General features: G+C 59.3%; 17 protein-coding genes. 11 read left to right on the forward strand and 6 right to left on the reverse strand.

Going from position 1 to position 17,860, the window contains the following annotated elements; all coding sequences use genetic code 11:
* The first annotated feature begins 15 nt into the window (after positions 1-15).
* From LF252_RS00125 to LF252_RS00140, 4 genes are read left to right on the forward strand one after another with little or no spacing between them, the layout of a single operon-like run.
* Positions 16-465: a GNAT family N-acetyltransferase gene (locus tag LF252_RS00125; protein ID WP_226265905.1), complete on the forward strand. Its 450-nt coding sequence runs from the start codon at positions 16-18 to the stop codon at positions 463-465.
* Between the two features lie 17 nt (positions 466-482).
* Positions 483-1,154 carry a DUF4288 domain-containing protein gene (locus LF252_RS00130; protein WP_226265907.1) on the forward strand — a complete coding sequence of 224 codons (672 nt, stop codon included), beginning with the start codon at positions 483-485 and terminating at the stop codon, positions 1,152-1,154.
* A 51-nt stretch (positions 1,155-1,205) separates the two neighbouring features.
* Entirely contained in the window at positions 1,206-2,120 is a 915-nt protein-coding gene (locus tag LF252_RS00135) for an MBL fold metallo-hydrolase (protein WP_226265909.1), read from the forward strand.
* Positions 2,121-2,156: 36 nt separating this feature from the next.
* Positions 2,157-2,708 carry a hypothetical protein gene (locus tag LF252_RS00140; RefSeq protein ID WP_226265911.1) on the forward strand — a complete coding sequence of 184 codons (552 nt, stop codon included), beginning with the start codon at positions 2,157-2,159 and terminating at the stop codon, positions 2,706-2,708.
* Positions 2,709-2,729: 21 nt separating this feature from the next.
* Here the strand turns inward: LF252_RS00140 and LF252_RS00145 are convergent, their stop codons facing one another.
* Positions 2,730-4,931: a penicillin acylase family protein gene (locus LF252_RS00145; RefSeq protein ID WP_226265923.1), complete on the reverse strand. Its 2,202-nt coding sequence runs from the start codon at positions 4,929-4,931 to the stop codon at positions 2,730-2,732.
* Positions 4,932-5,048: 117 nt separating this feature from the next.
* On the opposite strand from LF252_RS00145, the gene LF252_RS00150 reads away from it, so the two are divergent.
* Together LF252_RS00150 and LF252_RS00155 are read left to right on the forward strand one after the other, a co-directional pair.
* Positions 5,049-5,402: a hypothetical protein gene (locus tag LF252_RS00150; RefSeq protein ID WP_226265925.1), complete on the forward strand. Its 354-nt coding sequence runs from the start codon at positions 5,049-5,051 to the stop codon at positions 5,400-5,402.
* Positions 5,403-5,458: 56 nt separating this feature from the next.
* Positions 5,459-6,130, forward strand: coding sequence for a hypothetical protein (locus LF252_RS00155; protein ID WP_226265926.1), 672 nt, complete (start codon positions 5,459-5,461; stop codon positions 6,128-6,130).
* 36 nt (positions 6,131-6,166) lie between these two features.
* Here LF252_RS00155 and LF252_RS00160 read toward each other — a convergent pair whose 3' ends face one another.
* Entirely contained in the window at positions 6,167-6,520 is a 354-nt protein-coding gene (locus LF252_RS00160; protein WP_226265928.1) for a HesB/IscA family protein, read from the reverse strand.
* 204 nt (positions 6,521-6,724) lie between these two features.
* Here LF252_RS00160 and LF252_RS00165 point away from each other — a divergent pair, with 204 nt between their 5' ends.
* Both LF252_RS00165 and LF252_RS00170 read left to right on the forward strand, forming a co-directional pair.
* On the forward strand, positions 6,725-7,264 hold the full coding sequence (locus tag LF252_RS00165; RefSeq protein WP_226265930.1) for a DUF7935 family protein: 540 nt from the start codon (positions 6,725-6,727) through the stop codon (positions 7,262-7,264).
* On the forward strand, positions 7,264-7,647 hold the full coding sequence (locus LF252_RS00170) for a hypothetical protein (RefSeq protein ID WP_226265932.1): 384 nt from the start codon (positions 7,264-7,266) through the stop codon (positions 7,645-7,647). The genes LF252_RS00165 and LF252_RS00170 overlap by 1 nt, the downstream gene beginning before the upstream one ends.
* A 162-nt stretch (positions 7,648-7,809) precedes the next feature.
* Here LF252_RS00170 and bshA read toward each other — a convergent pair whose 3' ends face one another.
* Together bshA and LF252_RS00180 are read right to left on the reverse strand one after the other, a co-directional pair.
* Entirely contained in the window at positions 7,810-8,946 is a 1,137-nt protein-coding gene (bshA, locus tag LF252_RS00175; protein WP_226265934.1) for an N-acetyl-alpha-D-glucosaminyl L-malate synthase BshA, read from the reverse strand.
* A 234-nt stretch (positions 8,947-9,180) separates the two neighbouring features.
* The gene (locus LF252_RS00180) at positions 9,181-12,132 is read right to left on the reverse strand and encodes a glycoside hydrolase family 3 N-terminal domain-containing protein (RefSeq protein WP_226265935.1); all 2,952 of its coding nucleotides are present in this window, start codon (positions 12,130-12,132) and stop codon (positions 9,181-9,183) included.
* 307 nt (positions 12,133-12,439) lie between these two features.
* On the opposite strand from LF252_RS00180, the gene mutL reads away from it, so the two are divergent.
* The 3 genes from mutL (at position 12,440) to LF252_RS00195 (ending at position 16,401) form a co-directional block, all read left to right on the forward strand.
* The gene (gene mutL, locus LF252_RS00185) at positions 12,440-14,524 is read left to right on the forward strand and encodes a DNA mismatch repair endonuclease MutL (protein WP_226265945.1); all 2,085 of its coding nucleotides are present in this window, start codon (positions 12,440-12,442) and stop codon (positions 14,522-14,524) included.
* Between the two features lie 95 nt (positions 14,525-14,619).
* Positions 14,620-15,402, forward strand: a complete 783-nt coding sequence (locus LF252_RS00190) for a rhomboid family intramembrane serine protease (RefSeq protein WP_226265947.1) — start codon at positions 14,620-14,622, stop codon at positions 15,400-15,402.
* A gap of 105 nt (positions 15,403-15,507) precedes the next feature.
* Positions 15,508-16,401, forward strand: coding sequence for a rhomboid family intramembrane serine protease (locus LF252_RS00195; RefSeq protein WP_226265949.1), 894 nt, complete (start codon positions 15,508-15,510; stop codon positions 16,399-16,401).
* Between the two features lie 29 nt (positions 16,402-16,430).
* Here LF252_RS00195 and LF252_RS00200 read toward each other — a convergent pair whose 3' ends face one another.
* Both LF252_RS00200 and LF252_RS00205 read right to left on the reverse strand, forming a co-directional pair.
* Complete coding sequence (locus LF252_RS00200; RefSeq protein WP_226265951.1) at positions 16,431-17,132, reverse strand: DNA alkylation repair protein; 702 nt, start codon at positions 17,130-17,132, stop codon at positions 16,431-16,433.
* A 2-nt stretch (positions 17,133-17,134) separates the two neighbouring features.
* On the reverse strand, positions 17,135-17,767 hold the full coding sequence (locus LF252_RS00205) for a macro domain-containing protein (protein ID WP_226265962.1): 633 nt from the start codon (positions 17,765-17,767) through the stop codon (positions 17,135-17,137).
* Positions 17,768-17,860: the final 93 nt, after the last annotated feature.

Below are 17,860 nucleotides of genomic sequence, written 5' to 3' on the forward strand. Positions count from 1 at the left end.
GTTTCTGAAACCCTTATGCTGTACCGACCAGCCCAACCCGCGGATATTCCGGCCCTAATGGAAGTCCGCTTCGCCGTGCGCGAAAACGTGCTGCGCAACCGCGCCCTGGTGACGGAAGCCGACTGCCTGCACTACCTGACCGAGCGGGGCCGGGGCTGGGTAGCCGAAGAGGCGGGCCGGGTGGTGGGCTTTGCCATTGCTGATGCGCGGGAACACAGCGTGTGGGCCCTGTTTGTGCATCCTGATTTCGACCGGAAGGGCCTCGGCAAAAACCTGCTGCACCAGCTGCTGCGCTGGTATTTCGCGCACACCGACCATCCCATCTGGCTCAGCACCGCGCCCGGCACCCGCGCCGAGGAATTTTACCGCCGCCAGGGCTGGCAGGACACCGGCCGCACCGCCAGCGGCGAAGTACGGTTTGAATTGACGAAAGAGGAGTGGAGCCGGGTAGAGAACCTTGATTAATAGGTAGCTGGATACTGATGAGTAAAATCCTGAACGAGGCAGACTGGCCGTTACACCAGTTGGTACCAGGCACTGCGCTGGACGTTACGCTGCATCTGACGAATCCACCGTTGGATGTTCTGCGGCCGATGCTGCCTAAGGCCCGGTTGGTATTTGGTAACCAGTTCCGCAAGCAGCATCTGGAGCAACTAAAAGCGTTAGGTTTGCTACGGGCTTGCGTTCCTTTCCCTGACACTCGACAGCCCAGAGGTGCCACTGGTAGTGTCAGTGTTGAGCAATTACAGCAGCTTGCCAAACTGCCATTTGTGGAGTCGCTCTGGATTAATGGGATACAGAGTGTGCAATCCAGGAAGCGCCGGAAGCGGCCTGCACGGTCGTTTCATTGCGTGCAAACAACCGTGGCCGTTCAGATCGAGGGCGAAACTCAGGAGCTGCAGTTGTATGAGCAGCGGTGGCTCCTGATAAAAGCAGCCTCGTGCGAGGATGCCCGCGAGAAAGTCCGAAATGCCAGCCGGACTTACGCCGAACCGTATCTGAATTCAGATGGGAAGCTGGTCCGGTGGCAGCTGGAAAGCGTGGATGACTGTTACGAAACCGGCCTCACAAAGCTGAGTGAGCTGGATAATCCGGACGGGGCAGAGGTCTTTTCCATTCTGAAGCGCCGTCGGCTGACATCTGACCGTATGTAGGACGGTAAATCAGACTAGATGAGGATAAAAGCATGGTGCGTAGGGCTTGGTATGGCCCTGGCAGGAATCCAGAGCGCCACGGCCCAATCGGCCTTCACGGTGGTGCCGCTGGGGGTAAAGGGCGGGGTGGATGAAAGCAACCTCTCGGCCTACCTGGTGGCCCCGGCCGCCTCGGCGGAGTACGTGTGTCTGGATGCCGGCACCGTGTACAGCGGCGTGGTGCGGGCTGTGGCCCGCAAGGCGCTGCCCGGTTCGGCTGCCGAAACTATCCGCACCCGCATCATGGGCTACCTGGTGTCGCACGCCCACCTCGACCACGTGGCGGGCCTGCTGCTGGGTGCCCCCGATGATGCCCCGAAACCCATCTACGGCCTGCCCGAGTGCCTGGCCACGCTCCAGAACGACTACTTCAACTGGCGGGCCTGGCCCAACTTCGGTCCGGCCGGCAACCCGCCCGCGCTGGGCAAATACCAGCTCCGGGAGCTGACACCCGGCCCGGAGCAGCCCCTGGCCAACACCGCCATGCACGTGCGGACGTTCCGCCTCAGCCACGGCCGGCCCTTCCAGAGCGCCGCGTTTCTGGTGCGCAGCGGCAGCAGTTACCTGCTCTACCTCGGCGACACCGGTACTGATACCGTGGAACAAACCGATAACCTGCGCCAGCTCTGGCAGGCGGTGGCCCCATTGGTGCAGGCCCGGCAGCTCAGGGCCATCTTCATCGAAACCTCCTATGCCAACGCGCAACCCACCAAGCAGCTGTTCGGCCACCTCACCCCGGCGCTGCTGCTGCAGGAGCTGGCGGTGTTGGGCCAACTGGCCGGCCCGGGCGCGTTGCAGGGTCTGCCCATCGTCATCACGCACCGCAAGCCCGGCAATGAGGCCGCTATCCAGCAGGAGTTGCGGCAGGCCAACACCTTGGGTATAAGGCTGGTGTTTCCGGAGCAAGGGCGGAGGTTGAGGTTTTAAGTTTGTATCAGTTTAAATGTTTGACTATTAATGAGTATGTCCGAAGTTTCAATTAAGCCAAGCTACAAGATACTTTCTGTTGTGGTTTCCATTTTTACGATAATGATGGGTACTGCATCAGCAGTTTTTGCCGCCTTTCTTCTAAAAGCCGTCTTGGGTGACTTCAGTGGGTTAGGCTTGTTTATATACCTGATGTTCATATCTATTTCAGGTGTGCTTCTATTAGGCGGGCTTACCAACAGCTTCGGTATCAGGGTAGTGGCTGATGATGCGCAATTCGTTATCTATTGCCTATATGTTTTCAAAATTCGGTACTCCACGTTAGAGCTTCTAGGGTACAAGGCTTATTCTCACTGGACAAAATATGGTATGTATCAAGGGTTTTTTATAGAAACCCGACAGGGGACTCAATACGCATTTAGTGAGTTTCAACTGGCCAACTACAAGTCTATTGAATCTGCCGTCACGGAAGCTATACCAAGCAACAACAACTTGCAGCGTCAGTTGTGGAAAATGCTACCTCGTCAGTTTTACATCGGCATATTAGGATTGGCAGTATTATGTCATGTAGTAGTTATGTTGAGATAATCAGGATGTACTCATAAGGTATTACTGCCCCGGCGAATACGTGCGCTCCACGTGCTGCTGGATGTCTTCGGGGTAAAACCACACGTCTTTGAAGTTCTCTTCGGCGTAGAGAGGGGCTTGGTCGCGGAAGTGGGGGGAAGTGGGCTGGTTGCTGTTGCCGCCGGCCAGTACCGAGCGGGCTTTCACGCGGGGGCCGAACTCCACCACGGCAATAAAGCTGTTGCCCACGTCGCCATAGCGTTTTTTGGTGCCGGGCCGCGACTTGGAGCCGAACGCCGCCAATGAGCCCCAGGCCGAGGAGGTGAAGGCCACGGGCAGGCTGGGCTGGTCGTCGCGGTAGGTTTCCTGCACGTTGCCGGTCAGGCGCTGAAACCGGTTCACCTCGCCCCAGGCGGTGCGCCAGGTGCCGAAGTCCTGGGTCAGCTCGTCCAGGGTTTCCTGCAAAGCCGTCACCTTCTCGGGGGCAGTGGTGTGGCTGATGGTGAACTGGGTGAGGCTGATGTAGTCGAGGGGCTGGTTGGCGGGCACGCGGCTGCGGGCCAAGCGCAGTATCCGCTCGGCCCAGTAGGTAGCCACCGTTTGGGGCACCGAGGTGCGGGCGTAGCGCCGGTCCCAGCCTTGCAGCAGGCGGGCGGCTTCCAGCACTTCGGCGGTGGGTGGGTTGGGGCCGTCCTGCACCGTCTGCACGTCCTTCGTGAGGGCTGGAATAAGCTCCTCAAACCCGGCCAGATACGGGTCTTTTGCGGCGGCAATCAGCGTATCGAGCGTAAACACCGACTTGCGGCCCAGCACCCGCACGGCGTTGATGCCGCGGTAATTCTCGGCGTCGGGGGCCATGTAGGCGGGATAGTGGCTGCGGGCGGGGCTGCTGGGGCCGGATACTGTGTAGGGCGTAGCGTTGCAGTTCTGAATCCAGCCGCTGGCCGGGTTGCGCACCTGCACCAGCTCTTCCACTTTATGCAGGCCCCGCCACTCGGTGGCGGGGTTGCTGCCGTCCACGGGCTGGCTCCAGTTGAACTGTGGGTTGCGGCGGGGCATGAAGTTGCCGTGCCAGTAGGCAATGGTGCCCTTGCTGTCGGCAAACACGGTGTTGTTGCTGGCGTTGCCGTTCAGCTTCATCACCTCCCGGAAGCTGGCGTAGTCGGTAGCCTTGGTGCGCAGAAACGACTGCTCCAGGGCCGCCAGCGGCGTGTCCATCATGCGCACCGTCAGCCATTGGGTGTCGCTCAGCTGGCCCACCACCGGGCCGTGGTGGGTACGGTAGGTGGTGAATTGCCGGCGGCCGATGGAGCCGTCGGCCTGGCGGTAGGGCAGCGTGACGGTAGCCGTTTGCACCGGGCGCAGCTTGCGGCCGTAGCGGTAGTAGTACTTGCCGTTTTTCTGCTCAATGGTTTCCAGATACTCGTCCATCGAGTCGGCCTGGCTGGAAGTGTGCATCCAGCCGCAGTGCTCATTGAAGCCCTGGTACACGAAAAACTGTCCCCACGTAACGGCCCCGTAAGCGTTGAGGCCGGCCCGGCTGGTCACCTGCACCTCGGGCCGGAAATAGAACGAGGTGTGCGGGTTGATAAGCAGCAACGGGTGGCCGCTGGCGCTTTTGGCGGGCGCAATGGCAAACCCGTTGGAGCCCACCGGCTCCCGCTCCAGCAGTCCTGCATCGGGCCGCACCCAGGAGGTGGATTTGCGCTGACTGCCATAGAAGTCCTTGAGCCGTTCCAGTGGTACCACGCTGATGTTGCCGCCAATGCTGCCCTCACTGAACAGCAGCGGCATCCAGGGCTGGAAGCGGCGCAGCAGCCGGGGCTTCACCGTGGGGTGGGTGTAGAGGTAGTAGTTGGTGCCGTCGGCGAAGGCGTTGAGCAGCTGCTGCATCCAGGCCGGGCTTTTCTGGTAGAGCTGGATGGCCTGGGTGGTGTCCATGAACAGCCGGGCCCGCAAATCGTGGTACAGGGCCGCTTCGCCCTCCACTTCGGCCAAGCGACCAATGGCGTCGAGGTAGTTGGTTTCGACGCGCGGAAAATCGTCCTCGCATTGCGCATACAGCAGCCCGAACACGGCGTCGGCGTCGGTCTGGCCCTGCACGTGGGGCACGCCCCAGGTGTCGCGGGTGATGGTGACCTGCCGGGCCTGCTGTTGCCAGCGGGCAATTTCGGCCGGGGTGAAGGCCTGGGCCCGCAGGCCGTGGGCCGCCAGCAGCAGCCCAACCGAGAGTACGTACCGCATCAGAGAATTCGCAGAAATTGGGTGGTTGAATATCTGCCCGGGGGCATGAAGCCGCCGCTACGCGCAGCATGCTAACTTACCGCCAATATCCTCCATTCTTTCAAGCTATAAAACCCCGTGGTAGAAGTAACCAAAGACGGCGACCTGGTAACCTTCTGGGTGAAGGGCCTGCATAAGCTGTGGGCTTTCAAAAGCCAGCTGCAGATTCCGGCCAGCCATATCCGCAGCGTGCGGCAGGACCCGCAAATATTGAAAGGCTGGTGGAAAGGTATTCGGGCCCCCGGCACCCACATTCCTGGCCTGCTGGCCGCCGGTACTTTCTATCAAGATGAAAAGCGCATCTTTTGGGACGTGCACAACGCCGAAAACGCCCTCATCATCACCCTGGAGCACGACGAGTACAATGAACTGATTATCGAGGTGGAAGACCCGGCTGCTGTGATGCAGCTACTCACAAATCAGGGTGAATAATCTGTGAATTACTTAGCTGAAGCATCCAGCATCATGCACCTCTTTATCAACCAAGGATGACTAGCAATTCTGGCGGTACGTTACTCGGGTCTTATCTCTCGTGTTTAGGGCAGTTTGATTTACGGCTGAACTCCACAAGCACACCGGACATCGTTGGAAAGGGTGAAGCGGAATTTAAAACTGCAGGACACACTGTGCTGGTCAGATACATGCAATTCACTCATGAATGGTTGTTTTTCCATAAAGTAGAAGCTGCGGCAGCATGGTTATTTTATACCACTAAACACGACCTCATTGAGGAAAGGGTAACTTTCAACCTGCAGTTGGAGGAAAAAACTGACCTCACGGCTGAGGCTAGCACTGGTGAGTGGCTGTTTGCCGCAGAGTTCGAAAGTGGAGTCAGGCAGCTTCATATAGGTACAGAGGATGAGGAAGCAATGGCGCAACGGGCGGTAGCCAAAGACTGGATGCCGCCCCGTTTGCTTCCACTACTAACTGACCATAATACTGCGTTGAGTACACTCAGTCCCGACAATATGGGCATCTGTACTGTAGTGCCGCAATTGAATGTTGGGGAGCAGTTCTATTTCCATTATGTCTTGGCGGAAAACCCTTCCCGTGAATCAATAGATTATCCCGGGGAAATAGATATTGCAACGTGGTTTGCTGTTAACCAATCAAAACATCGTCTGGAAAAGGCTTGGTACGAGCATAAAAAAAGCCTCTGACTGCAAAGTCAGAGGCTTTTTCTAGAAGTGAAAAAGCTACGCCGAGAACGACGAGCCGCAGCCGCAGGTGCTCTTAGCCTGGGGGTTGTTGAACACGAAGCCGCGGGCGTTGAGGCCGTCCTGGAAGTCAACCTCCATACCCAGCACGTACATGGCGTGTTTCTTATCCATGATGAGCAGTACGCCGTCGAGGTCGAAGGTTTCGTCCTGGTCTTTGGGTTTGTCGAAGCCCAGCAGATAGCTCATGCCCGAGCAGCCGCCGCCCTGCACGCCCACGCGCAGGCCGTATTCGCCGGGTACGTTTTTCTCAACCAGAATATTCCGGACTTCCTCCAGCGCGCGGGGAGTGAGGCTGATGGGAGCAAGTTTCGTGGAGACGGCCGTTGCCATAGTGAGTTCTTGTTTAGGAAAGTAAGGCGACAAAGATACGAAGCAAGTAGTAGTTCCGAATGCTGCTTGGCATCGGGGCTGCCACACTACGTCGGTCGCTTGGTGCGTTTGGTCGTATAACACCGGCTTGGCCCCTCCGGTTCACGAAGTATCTTTGCCGGCCCGGGCAGCTGCCGTGGGGCTTTTTCTGCTACTCCCTCTCGCATGGATTCCACCGCGTACATCTTCGACCTGCTTAAAATTATTCTGCCGGCCCTCATCGTAGCCGGAGCTATTTACTACCTGTTTCAGCAGTTTCTGGAGCGGGAGCAGCAGCGCCGCCTCATCGAAATGCGCCTCGAAGCCAGCAAAACCACCCTGCCGCTGCGCCTGCAGGCCCTGGAGCGCGTGACGCTGCTGCTGGAGCGCATCAGCCCCAACAACCTATTGGTGCGCGTGAGCAGCGCCGGCCTGCCCGCCGCCGACTACCACCGTCTGCTGCTGCAGGAAATCCGGGCCGAGGTGGAGCACAACCTCAGCCAGCAGCTCTACATGCAACCCGAAACCTGGGCCGCTGTGAAGCAGGCCCAGGAATCAGTTGTGAACATCATCAGCACCCAGTTCCGCAGCCTGCCCAACCCGCAGGAAGCCCGTGGCCCCGAGCTGGCCCGCCGCGTGCTGGAGACCCTGATGCAGGATAACCAGCCCGACCCCACCGCTGCCGCTCTGCTGGCCGTGAAGCGCGAGGCGGTGGCTATGTTCTGATGCAGAAGTATACATGGATTGCTGCTGCCGGCATGGTATGGGTGCTGACAAGTGTGCCCGCGCATGCCGAAATGAACAAAGGTGCGTCGATGGGCTCAACGCTATGGGCGCTTATCCTATTAGCAGTAGGCATTCCACTTGGCATCGGGCTGCTAATGCAGGTGCTGATAGCCAACGCAACCGACAAGCGTCCCAGTCGTGCCGCCACCTTGTTCATGGCTTTCACCAGTTGGTGGGGAGGAATGTTTCTTGCCATGGGGAGCCACGAAACAGGACAAAATGAGTCTGGCAGTACGTTTCTATTGATTCTGATTACAGCAGTATTAACGGCTGGTATGGCTTACCTGAGCGGTACTCCCGCTGCTTCGGATGAAGAGTTGTAACGCGCCGCTATGCACTAATTGATCAAAACGATTGGTTGTTACAAGAAAAGCCCCTGATGCCAGCGCGGACGTCAGGGGCTTTCTGCTTATCTAGACTTGGTATCCTGAAAAGGAAGGATTGCTTCGCTTCGCTCGCAATGACAGGCCTTCTCTTTTTAATCCCTACGCCGTTACCAGGGAAGCGGCAATGGCGCGCTGGTAGCAGGCTTCGTAGCGGGGTACAATGTGCTCCACGGCGAAGGTTTCGGCGTGGGCGCGGGCGGCGGCTTTGAAGCGGGGCAGGTTCTCGTCTTCCAGCACGAACAGGGCGTTCTTCACCATATCCGGCACGTCGCCGATTTCGCTTACCATGCCCGTTACGCCGTGCTCGTTCAGCTCGGGAATACCACCGGCGTTGGAGCTGACCACGGGTACCTCGCAGGCCATGGCCTCCAGGGCCGCCAGCCCGAAGCTTTCCTTCTCAGAGGGCATCAGGAACAAATCGGCAATACTGAGTACTTCCTCCACGGCCTCCAGCTTGCCCAGGAAGCGGATATCGTCGCAGAAACCCACTTCCCGGCACAGCTTCTCGATGCGGGGCCGGTCGGGGCCGTCGCCTACTAGCAGGAGCTTGGCGGGAATCTGCCGGCGCACGCCCGCAAAAATCTGCACCACGTCGTCGATGCGTTTCACGGAGCGGAAGTTACTGGTATGCACCAGCAGCTTTTCGCCATTGGGGGCAATGGCCGCCTTGAAGTGGCTTTTGTTCTGCTTCTGGAAGCGGGTGAGGTTGATGAAGTTCGGAATTACCTCAATGTCCTTCTCCACCGCAAAGTACTCGTAGGTTTCGCGGCGCAGGTCGGCCGATACGGAAGTTACCCCGTCGCTCTGGTTGATGCTGAAGGTAACCACCGGCTCGTAGCTGGCATCCTTGCCTACCAGCGTAATATCGGTGCCGTGCAGGGTGGTAACCACCGGAATGCGGATGCCGCGGGTGAGCAGAATCTGCTTGGCCATGTAAGCCGCCGAGGCGTGCGGAATGGCGTAGTGCACGTGCAGTACGTCCAGCTTCTCATTCTGCACAATGTCCACCATCTTTGAGGCCAGGGCCAGCTCGTAGGGCGGGAACTGGAACAGCGGGTAGGGCGGAATGTAGACCTCGTGGTAGAACAGGTTCTCGTTGAAGAAATCGAGACGAACCGGCTGGCTATAGGTGATGAAATGCACGCGGTGGCCGCGCTGGGCCAGGGCTTTGCCCAACTCGGTAGCCACCACGCCGGAGCCGCCGAAAGTTGGGTAACAGACAATGCCGATGTTCATGTGAGCGGTAGCTTGAGCTTGCGCCGTTGCGGGAACGGCTGAAGTGAGAAACACAAATGCACGCTGAGGAAAGTGATGATACAGATGCGGAATAACAGTTTTAGTTGCCCTGCTGCATCTGCGTTATCAGCTTAATTGGTGTGAATCTGTGATAAAAAATCGGCGGCAGGTCGCTCCGAGGAACGTACTGCCGCCGATTGCGGAATCAAAGGAACGGAAAAGCTGGACAACACATCATGTCTTCTGCAGCGACTTGTAGATTACGTCGTGGATGCGGGTGCGGATGTTGTACTGGCGCAGCTTGTTATTGCCGGCGTCGGGGTACACGCGGTTAGAAAGAAAGATGTAGAGGATTTTGTTTTCGGGGTCCATCCACACGCAGGTGCCCGTGAAGCCGGTGTGGCCGAAGGTGCTGGCCGGCGACAGGTTGCTGGTGGGGCCCTCGGGCTTGGTCGGGTCGCCCCGGTCCCAGCCCAGGCCGCGGCGGTTGCCGGCCTCGGTGCTACGGGCAAACTCGGTAACCACGGGCGTCTGGAAGTAGCGCTGCCCGCCGTAGCGGCCGTTCTGCAGGTTCATCTGCATCAGAATGGCCAAGTCGTTGGCATTCGAGAACAGGCCCGCGTGGCCGCCCACGCCCCCAATCATGGCCGCCGTCTGGTCGTGCACCGTCCCCTGCAGCTGCGTGCGGCGGAAGTACGTGTCGTTTTCGGTGGGGGCAATGCAGGATTTGGGAAATTTGCTGAGCGGGTTGTAGGTCATGTTGCCCAGGCCCAGCGGCTGGAAGAAGTTCTTCTGCAGGAACTCATCAATGGGCTGCTGCAGCACTTTCTCCGCTACCCGCTTCAGAATGATGAAGCTCAGGTCAGAATACTCCACCGGGTACTTGCCCTTGGTTTTGGGCAGCAGGCCGGAACGCTGCACCCACGTCCACACGGAGTCCTCGGAGGTGCGCAGGCTAAACAAATCGGGCGTTACCTCCCGCGAGAATTCGGCCGACTCGGTGCTGGCGTAGAAGGTGGGTTTGGGGCCGGTTTTGGTGATGGTTTTTTCCCAGGTAGGAATGCCGGGCTTGAGGCCGGCCTGGTGCATGAGCACCTCGCGCACCGTCATGTCCTTTTTATTGGTGCCTTTCAATTCGGGCAGATAGGTGGCCACCTTCTCGTCGAGGTTGAGCTTGCCTTGGTCCTTGAGGTACATAATGGCCTGCAGGGTGCCGGCTACTTTCGTTACCGAGGCCAAGTCGTAGAGGGTGGTGCTGTTTACAGGCTGCTGCTTGTCGTAGGTGCAGTAGCCATAGCTTTTATCGAACACTACCATGCCATCCTTAGCTACCAACACCTGGCAGCCGGGGGCGGCGGCGTAGGCCACAGCCTCCAGGGCCACGTTGTCAATCTGAGCCAGCACTTTCGAGTCGAGACCTACTTCCTCGGGCGTGCCGTAGCGCAGGCGCTTGAAGTCGGGCGTGGGCAGGCCGGTACCCACCTTCAGGTTCTCGGACACCGTAACGGGCAGGCGGCCCTTGGCCGGCAGCGCCCCAAACAGCACCTGCGGCACCACCAGGTGCGAGGCGTAATTGTCCTCGTAGGCGCACACTAGGTTGCGGTTTTCCTCCAGAAACTTCAGCGAGTAGGCATTGCCGAAGGCCACCACCACTGTTTTGATTTTCGGGTTGGCCCGCAGGTCTTTCAGGAATTTCAGTGCCCCTTCCCCAATGCCGTAGCTGTGGGTAGGAGTATTGTTCATGTTGTGTAGGCTCACCACCACCACGTTGTAGGGTGAGAGGCGGCTGCTGATGCGGGCAAACGTGCTGTCGAGGGCGTAGCGGTTGGGCACGGCATACACTGGGCCGTTCTGATACTTGCCCATGATTTCCTTATAGGTAGGCGCATCCGAACCAATGGTAACGGCGGCCACGCGCAGGGTGTCGAGGCGGTGGAAGGGCAGGATGTCGTCCTGGTTTTTCACCACCGTGGTAGCGTGCTCGTAGATTTCCTGCTGCACCATGCGGCTTAGGGGCCGGTTTAGGTTCTGCATCAGGTTGGGCACGTCGATGGGGCGGTAGTGGTTGAGGCCCGCCCAGAACTTGGCCCGCAGCATCTTGCGCACCCGCTGGTCCACATCGGTTTGGTCGATTTTGCCAGCCGCAATGGCCTCCTTGATTTTCGTGAGAGCTATGGGCACATCCTCCGAAAACAGCAGTACGTCGTTGCCGGCGGCCAAGGCTAAGGCATCCAGTTCCCCAGGCTTGTAGAGGTTAGATACGCTTTTCATGTTCAGCGCATCCGTAAATACTAAGCCTCGATAGTTCATCTTCTCCTTCAGCAGCCCCGTCACTAGGTTTTTGGAAACCGTGGCCGAAAGGGTGCGCACCGTATCAAACAGCGGCATATACAGGTGGCCCACCATCACGCCCATCACGCCCTGCTCAAATGACTTCTGGAAGGGGTAGAGGTCCACGTTGGTGAGGCGGCCCAAATCGGAGTTGATAACGGGCAGGGCCACGTGCGAGTCCACATCGGTGTCGCCGTGGCCGGGGAAGTGCTTCACTACGGCAATAACACCGTGGTCCTGCAGGCCCCGAATGTACTGCACGCCCCGGCTAGCTACCTGCTCTTTGTTCTCTCCGAACGAGCGGTTGCCAATCACCGGGTTATCGGGGTTGGAATTCACATCGAGCACCGGCGAAAAGCTCACGTGCACGCCCAGGGTCTTCATCTTCAGGGCAATTTCGCGGCCCATCTGGTACACGTACTGCTCGTCATCCATAGCCCCCAGCGTCATGCCCTTAGCGAAGTGCATGCTGGAGTCCAAGCGCATATCCAGGCCCCACTCGGCGTCCATGGCAATGAGCAGGGGCACTTTGGCGGCGGCCTGGTAGCGGTTGGTGAGCAGCGCCTGGCGGCGGGGCCCACCCTGCAGGAACATCAGCCCACCCACGCCCTGGTTGCGCACCAAGCCTTCAATGGCCTGGGCGTGGCGCTTATCCTTGTTGGAGTAGGCGGCCACCATAAATAGCTGGCCCAGGCGCTGGTCGGGGGTGAGCGAGTTGAACACGCTGTCCACCCAGTTCTGCTCCGCCACCGACATGGGCCGGGCCCCGTTGTCGCGGGGCACCGAGGAGGAAACAGCCCAGCCCAGGCAGGCCAGTACTAGCAGGAAAAGTCCAATCCGAAAGTCTTTGAGCATCGGCTCCGGTGGTTCGTGCTGAAGAGGTAAAGAACTGGTAGGCGAGCCGAAAAGCCCTACTTTTGCCCCTCCAAAAAGGGTGCCGGGTAGGGCTGCCGGCCGGGATAAGGGGCCGCTGTAGTTGGCCTTTGAATCCCTGCCTGCCTCACTTCCCAACGCAGGAACCAACGAATTAATCTCCGGTGGTACGCACAAAAGTTGGCCGCAAACTTACGCATAAATTCCCGAGGCCCGTTGTACTCAAGCGGATAGCTGCCGTACGCCTGCCCAGCGCACCCGCCTTTTTTTCGTTGATTTTAGCTTCGCTATGGCCGATATCATTCAACTTCTGCCCGAATATTTAGCCAACCAGATTGCCGCCGGCGAGGTGGTGCAGCGCCCGGCCTCGGCCGTAAAGGAGCTGCTGGAAAACGCTGTGGATGCCGGGGCCACGCAGGTGCAGCTCATCATCAAGGAAGCCGGCAAGCAGCTGGTGCAGGTGGTGGATAACGGCTCGGGCATGAGCCCCACCGACGCCCGCATGAGCCTGGAGCGCCACGCTACCAGTAAAATCCGTACCACCGACGACCTGTTTCGCATTCGTACCCTCGGGTTCCGGGGCGAGGCCCTGGCCTCCATTGCGGCCGTGGCCCAGGTGGAGGTGCGTACCAAGCAGCGCGGCCACGATACCGGCACCCTGCTGCTGGTAGAAGGCTCCCAGATTACCAGCCAGCAGCCCGTAGCCTGCCCCGACGGCACCAGCATCAGCGTGAAAAACCTGTTTTTCAACGTGCCGGCCCGCCGCAACTTCCTCAAGAGCAACGCGGTGGAAATGCGCCACATTCTGGATGAGTTTCAGCACGTGGCCCTGGCGAATCCCCAGATCAGCTTCTCGCTGTTTCAGAACGACCTGGAGGTGTTCAACCTGCCGGCCGGCAAGCTCAGCCAGCGCATTGTGGCGTTGCTGGGCAACGGCTACAAGGAGCAGCTGGCCCAGGTGGAGGAGGTAACCCCGTTTCTGTCGGTGAAGGGCTTTATCGGCAAGCCGGAGTCGGCCAAGAAAAGCCGGGGCGACCAGTTTTTCTTCGTCAATAACCGCTTTATCCGCTCGGCCTACCTCAATCACGCGGTGCTGACGGCCTACGAGGGCCTGCTGCCCAAGGACACCCACCCATTCTACGTGCTGTTCCTGGACCTTGACCCCAAGTCCATCGACATCAACGTGCACCCCACCAAAACCGAAATCAAGTTCGAGGACGAGAAAACGGTGTACGCCATTGTGCGGGCCGCGGCCAAGCAGAGTCTGGGTCTGCACAACATGGCCCCGTCGCTGGACTTTGACGGCAACGTGAACTTCGCGCCCATTCAACCCCTCCGGCTCTCGGGCCAGGAGAAAAACCCGTTTGATGACAGCTACCAGCCCGATGCGCTGGCCTCGGCGGCCCGGGCGGCGGCCAAAAGCCCCGGCCGACCCGCCTCCGCTGATGCCTACGAGCGGCAACTGCCGCCCCGGCCCACCGAGCAGGCCAAGCGGGAACTGGAAGAATTCTACAAGAGCCTGAGCCAGCTGAGCGTGCCCGACGTGGAACACGAGGCCACGGCCGTAGGCGTACCCGTGCCCACCATCACGCCCCTGGCACCGGATGAGGACCTGCCGGCCGATGAGCAAGCCCCACTTCCCGGCGGCCTCGATTTGCGCGCGGGCTTCACGGCCATGCCCACCGCCCCGGATTGGGCCCCGGCCACCGACCAGCCTACCCCACCTGCGCCGGTGGTGTTGCCCAGTGTGGCCGCGGCCGCGGCCACGTCGCCGGAACTGCCGCTGCGCGAATCCAGCACTGGGCCCGGCAATAAGGTGCTACAACTGCACCAGCAGTATCTGCTGGTACCCGTAAAATCGGGGATGATGCTGATTGACCAAGTGGCGGCCCGGGAGCGGATTCTCTACGAGCAGTATGCCCAGAGCCTGGAGCGGGAGGTGAGTGCCTCGCAAACCCTGCTGTTTCCTCGCACCATCACCTTCACGCCCCAGGATTTTGCCATTCTGCGGGAGGTGGAGGAGTCGTTGAAGGCGCTGGGCTTCCGGTTCACCGATTTCGGCAAGAACACGATTGCCGTGGAGGGCATTCCGGCCGATGTGCCCGCCCGCGACGAGAAAGAGCTGCTGGAAGGCCTCATTGAGCAGTTCCGGAACTCGGCCGGCCCCATGAAGCTGGACCGGCGCGAGCAGATGGCCCGGGCGCTGGCCCGGCGTGTGGCCGCCAGTGCCGGTGGGGCCCGCCTCTCGGAGCGCGAAATGACGACTATCGTGGATAAGCTGTTTGCCTGCACCGTACCCAACTACACTCCCGATGGCCGCCGTACCATTGTGATGCTGGAAATGGGCCAGATTCAGGAGCTGTTCCGGAAGTAGGCGCAAAAACCCTCTGAGGTCCGGCGCTTACGCTTTGCGCTACGTATCTGAGTAGCTTCATCTTTTGCAACCACTCCCGCCTGTAGTAGTCCGCTATGTTCCAATTCACCCCCATGGTTCGCAACTTGCTCATCGCCAATGTGGTGGTGTTCATTGCGAGCAAGTACCTGCTGAACCTTGATCTGCTGGCCTTGTATCCCATTGGCTCACCAATGTTCTGGCCCTGGCAGTTCCTGACGTACATGTTTATGCACGCCGATACCGGCCACATCTTCTCTAATATGCTTGGGTTGATTTCGCTTGGGCCGTTGTTAGAGGAACGGTGGGGCGCTAAACGGTTCCTCACGTTCTGGCTGATTTGCGGGGTAGGAGCTGGGGTGCTGTACGATGGCCTACGCACCTACGAGGTACACCACATGGGCCAGCAGTTGGAGGCGTTTCGTTCCGAACCTACAGATCTTAACCTGCTACAATTTGCCGAAACCAACCTGCCCGATCAGGTAGAGACTTTCAAGCCAGCTGCCATAGCGCTGCATAAAAATCCAGGTGATACCTATGTGGTGAGTACCACTTTGGAAGTGTTTAATCGGCTCTACGAAAACAGCCTGAACACTCCAATGGTAGGAGCTTCGGGGGCGCTGTTTGGGGTTCTGATTGCGTTTGGCATGCTGTTCCCCAATACTACGCTGATGGTATTTCCGCTGCCGGTGCCCATCAAAGCTAAATACTTCGTTATCCTGTACGGCCTGTTTGAGTTCTTCTTCGGCGTCCGGCGTATACCCGGCGACAACGTGGCGCACTTTGCGCACCTGGGCGGAATGCTGGTAGGCTTCGTGTTGTTGCAAATCTGGCAGCGCAACCGCACCCGGTTGTACTAAATATGGCAGGCTGAAGCTTCGGGTAGCAGCTTGCACGAAAATTGCGGAATTTCCGGCCACCCCACCGTTGCTCCGGACGTACTGCTTCCATCCACCCCACCACGCATGAGTATCGTTACCGACATTCGAACTGCCTTTAGCCGCCGCGATAACGCGCTGAATCAGCTGTTGCTGATTAACGTGCTCGTGTTCGTGTTTCTGGTGCTCACCAAGGCCATCATGAGCCTTTCGGGGGTAGGAGACTACTTTCTGAACGTACTCCGGCAGTTCCAGCTGCCTTCCGACATTCCCAGCCTGCTGCGCCACCCCTGGACGCTGCTCACGTATGCCTTTTCCCACCAGGAGTTCTGGCATATCCTGTTCAACCTATTGAACCTGTACTACTTCGGGGCGCTGATCCGGGAATACCTGGGCGACCGGCGCTTGGTGAGCCTGTACATGTTGGGGGCTTTGGCTGGGGCGCTGTTTTTTCTGCTGAGCTTCAACCTGCTACCGGCGTTGCGCCCTATGGTAGGGATTCCTTTGCTCGGCGCTTCGGCATCGGTAACGGCCATCATTATGGCCGCCGCCACGTTGCTGCCTGATTACACGTTTATGCTGTTTCTGCTGGGGCCGGTGCGCATCAAGTACATTGCCGCCGTGGTTATTCTGCTGTCAGTGCTGGCCATCAACCAGGGCAACCCTGGCGGCGGCATTGCGCACATTGGTGGGGCGCTGCTGGGCTACCTATTCGTAAAGCAGCTGCAGGCTGGCCGCGACCTGGGCCGCCCCGTGCAGGCCGTAGGGGACTTCTTTGTACGATTGGTAACGGGCCGCCCCAACCTGCGCGTCACGCACCGGAGCGCTGCCTCAGCTCCAGCCGCTAAAACCAAATCAGGCCCTGCTTCCCAACCCGGCGAAGATGAAATCAACCTGATTCTGGATAAAATCTCGCACTCCGGCTACGAGAGTCTGAGCAAGGAGGAAAAGCAGAAGCTGTTTCGGGCCAGCCAGAAATAATTTCGTCACCGGCTACACGCGGGCCGCTCTTATTTGCGCATGTGCCAGGTGCGCCGCTCAAGTGGTAGCCGCTCAACGGCGTAGCGCAGGGTGGTGCGCGGTAACTGGCCGTGGTGGTCGGTCAGAAATTCTTCCAGGGCTTCCTCGTTGCGCTTGCCTACTTCGCGCAGCATCCAGCCCATGGCTTTGTGCATGAGGTCGTGGGGATGGGCAAGCAGCAGCTCCACCAAGCTGAAGGTATCCTGAAACTGGCCCTTCCGGATGAAGGCCAGGGTGGCTACCACGGCCATACGCTGGCTCCACAGCTGATTTTCGGCGGCCAGCTCGTACAGCGGCTCCCGATTCTTATCCAGTAGGTAGCTGCCCAGCAGGGTAGGAGCGGTAATATCCACCAAGTCCCAGTTGTTCACGCGGTGCCGGTTGGCCAGGTAAAGCTCATGGATGGCCTGCCGCCCGGCCGGGCCCGCCTTGGCAAACTGCAGCGTCCAGATAACCAGACCCACAGCCCGGGCCTCATGCCAGGGACTACGCAACAGCTGCTCCACCTCCGCCATTGGCAGCGCCCGAAACTCCCGGGCCAGCGCCCGTTGCTGGGGCATCGTCAGGCCCAGAAACTGGTCACCCTCGCCGTACTCGCCGGGGCCAGTCTTGAAGAACCGGGCTACTCCACCGGCCCGGTTGGGGTTGGCCAGGGCCTGGAGGCGGGCAAGTACGTCGGCGGCAGCGGGCATATTCAGGGAATGTCGTAGGTGATGTGCTTGGGGTCGTGCGTGTAGAAATAGGCGTAGTTAGAGCGAAGCTCTTCCCAACCCTGCTTGGTAGCATACTTTTCCTTCGTTACATCTTCCCAGGCCAGGCGCATCTGCCGGGCGCACACCAGCGGCGGCACCTGCCCCACGCCGGTACCCAGGCCTGGTACGGCTACTGTCTGCACCTTGTCGGCCACGGGCTCACCGGTGTGCAAACGCCCGTGGCGCAGCAGCAACAGAATGGCTTTCATGGCCTGGTACACGTTCGGCCCGCGCGTGATGGTCATGGGGGTGCGCATGGTGGGGGCCGAAATAAGGTAAGGAAAACCAGCGTGGCCGGTTTCAAGTATAGCGGCTTGCCCTACCAGCAGCTCGCCATAGTATTCGTCGCGGATAAGCTGTTGTAATTGCTTTTCCAGGTGCCAGCCCAGGTGTTTGGAAATGGCAAAGTCGATGCCGCCGTTCATGAAGCCGAAGCTATTGGCGGGACTGACGAGGGCGTCGGCCGGGTGGTCGAAGATGGAGGCGTGGCGGACCGTAACCTGGGGTACATCGGCAAACACGCGTTGCCAGGCAGCCACCACCTCCGGGTTGGTGTCGATTAAGTTTACGTGCATGAACTGGATTTCGGCGGCAAGGTACAGGACTTTGACCAGACGCCCAACGCAAACCGGGCCGCCCCACATAGTGCGGAGCGGCCCGGTTACAGG

It is taken from the genome of Hymenobacter pini, from assembly GCF_020421205.1.
Taxonomy (GTDB): Bacteria; Bacteroidota; Bacteroidia; order Cytophagales; family Hymenobacteraceae; genus Hymenobacter; species Hymenobacter pini.

Excerpts from the sequence above, each read along its gene's own strand:
- LF252_RS00170 (WP_226265932.1), top strand. The coding sequence starts at position 7,264 with ATGCAGAAGTATACATGGATTGCTGCTGCCGGCATGGTATGGGTGCTG.
- LF252_RS00135 (WP_226265909.1), top strand. The coding sequence starts at position 1,206 with ATGGCCCTGGCAGGAATCCAGAGCGCCACGGCCCAATCGGCCTTCACG.
- LF252_RS00155 (WP_226265926.1), top strand. The coding sequence starts at position 5,459 with ATGACTAGCAATTCTGGCGGTACGTTACTCGGGTCTTATCTCTCGTGT.
- LF252_RS00130 (WP_226265907.1), top strand. The coding sequence starts at position 483 with ATGAGTAAAATCCTGAACGAGGCAGACTGGCCGTTACACCAGTTGGTA.
- mutL (WP_226265945.1), top strand. The coding sequence starts at position 12,440 with ATGGCCGATATCATTCAACTTCTGCCCGAATATTTAGCCAACCAGATT.
- LF252_RS00145 (WP_226265923.1), bottom strand. The coding sequence starts at position 4,931 with ATGCGGTACGTACTCTCGGTTGGGCTGCTGCTGGCGGCCCACGGCCTG.
- LF252_RS00195 (WP_226265949.1), top strand. The coding sequence starts at position 15,508 with ATGAGTATCGTTACCGACATTCGAACTGCCTTTAGCCGCCGCGATAAC.
- bshA (WP_226265934.1), bottom strand. The coding sequence starts at position 8,946 with ATGAACATCGGCATTGTCTGTTACCCAACTTTCGGCGGCTCCGGCGTG.
- LF252_RS00165 (WP_226265930.1), top strand. The coding sequence starts at position 6,725 with ATGGATTCCACCGCGTACATCTTCGACCTGCTTAAAATTATTCTGCCG.
- LF252_RS00205 (WP_226265962.1), bottom strand. The coding sequence starts at position 17,767 with ATGCACGTAAACTTAATCGACACCAACCCGGAGGTGGTGGCTGCCTGG.
- LF252_RS00190 (WP_226265947.1), top strand. The coding sequence starts at position 14,620 with ATGTTCCAATTCACCCCCATGGTTCGCAACTTGCTCATCGCCAATGTG.
- LF252_RS00125 (WP_226265905.1), top strand. The coding sequence starts at position 16 with ATGCTGTACCGACCAGCCCAACCCGCGGATATTCCGGCCCTAATGGAA.
- LF252_RS00140 (WP_226265911.1), top strand. The coding sequence starts at position 2,157 with ATGTCCGAAGTTTCAATTAAGCCAAGCTACAAGATACTTTCTGTTGTG.
- LF252_RS00200 (WP_226265951.1), bottom strand. The coding sequence starts at position 17,132 with ATGCCCGCTGCCGCCGACGTACTTGCCCGCCTCCAGGCCCTGGCCAAC.
- LF252_RS00160 (WP_226265928.1), bottom strand. The coding sequence starts at position 6,520 with ATGGCAACGGCCGTCTCCACGAAACTTGCTCCCATCAGCCTCACTCCC.
- LF252_RS00180 (WP_226265935.1), bottom strand. The coding sequence starts at position 12,132 with ATGCTCAAAGACTTTCGGATTGGACTTTTCCTGCTAGTACTGGCCTGC.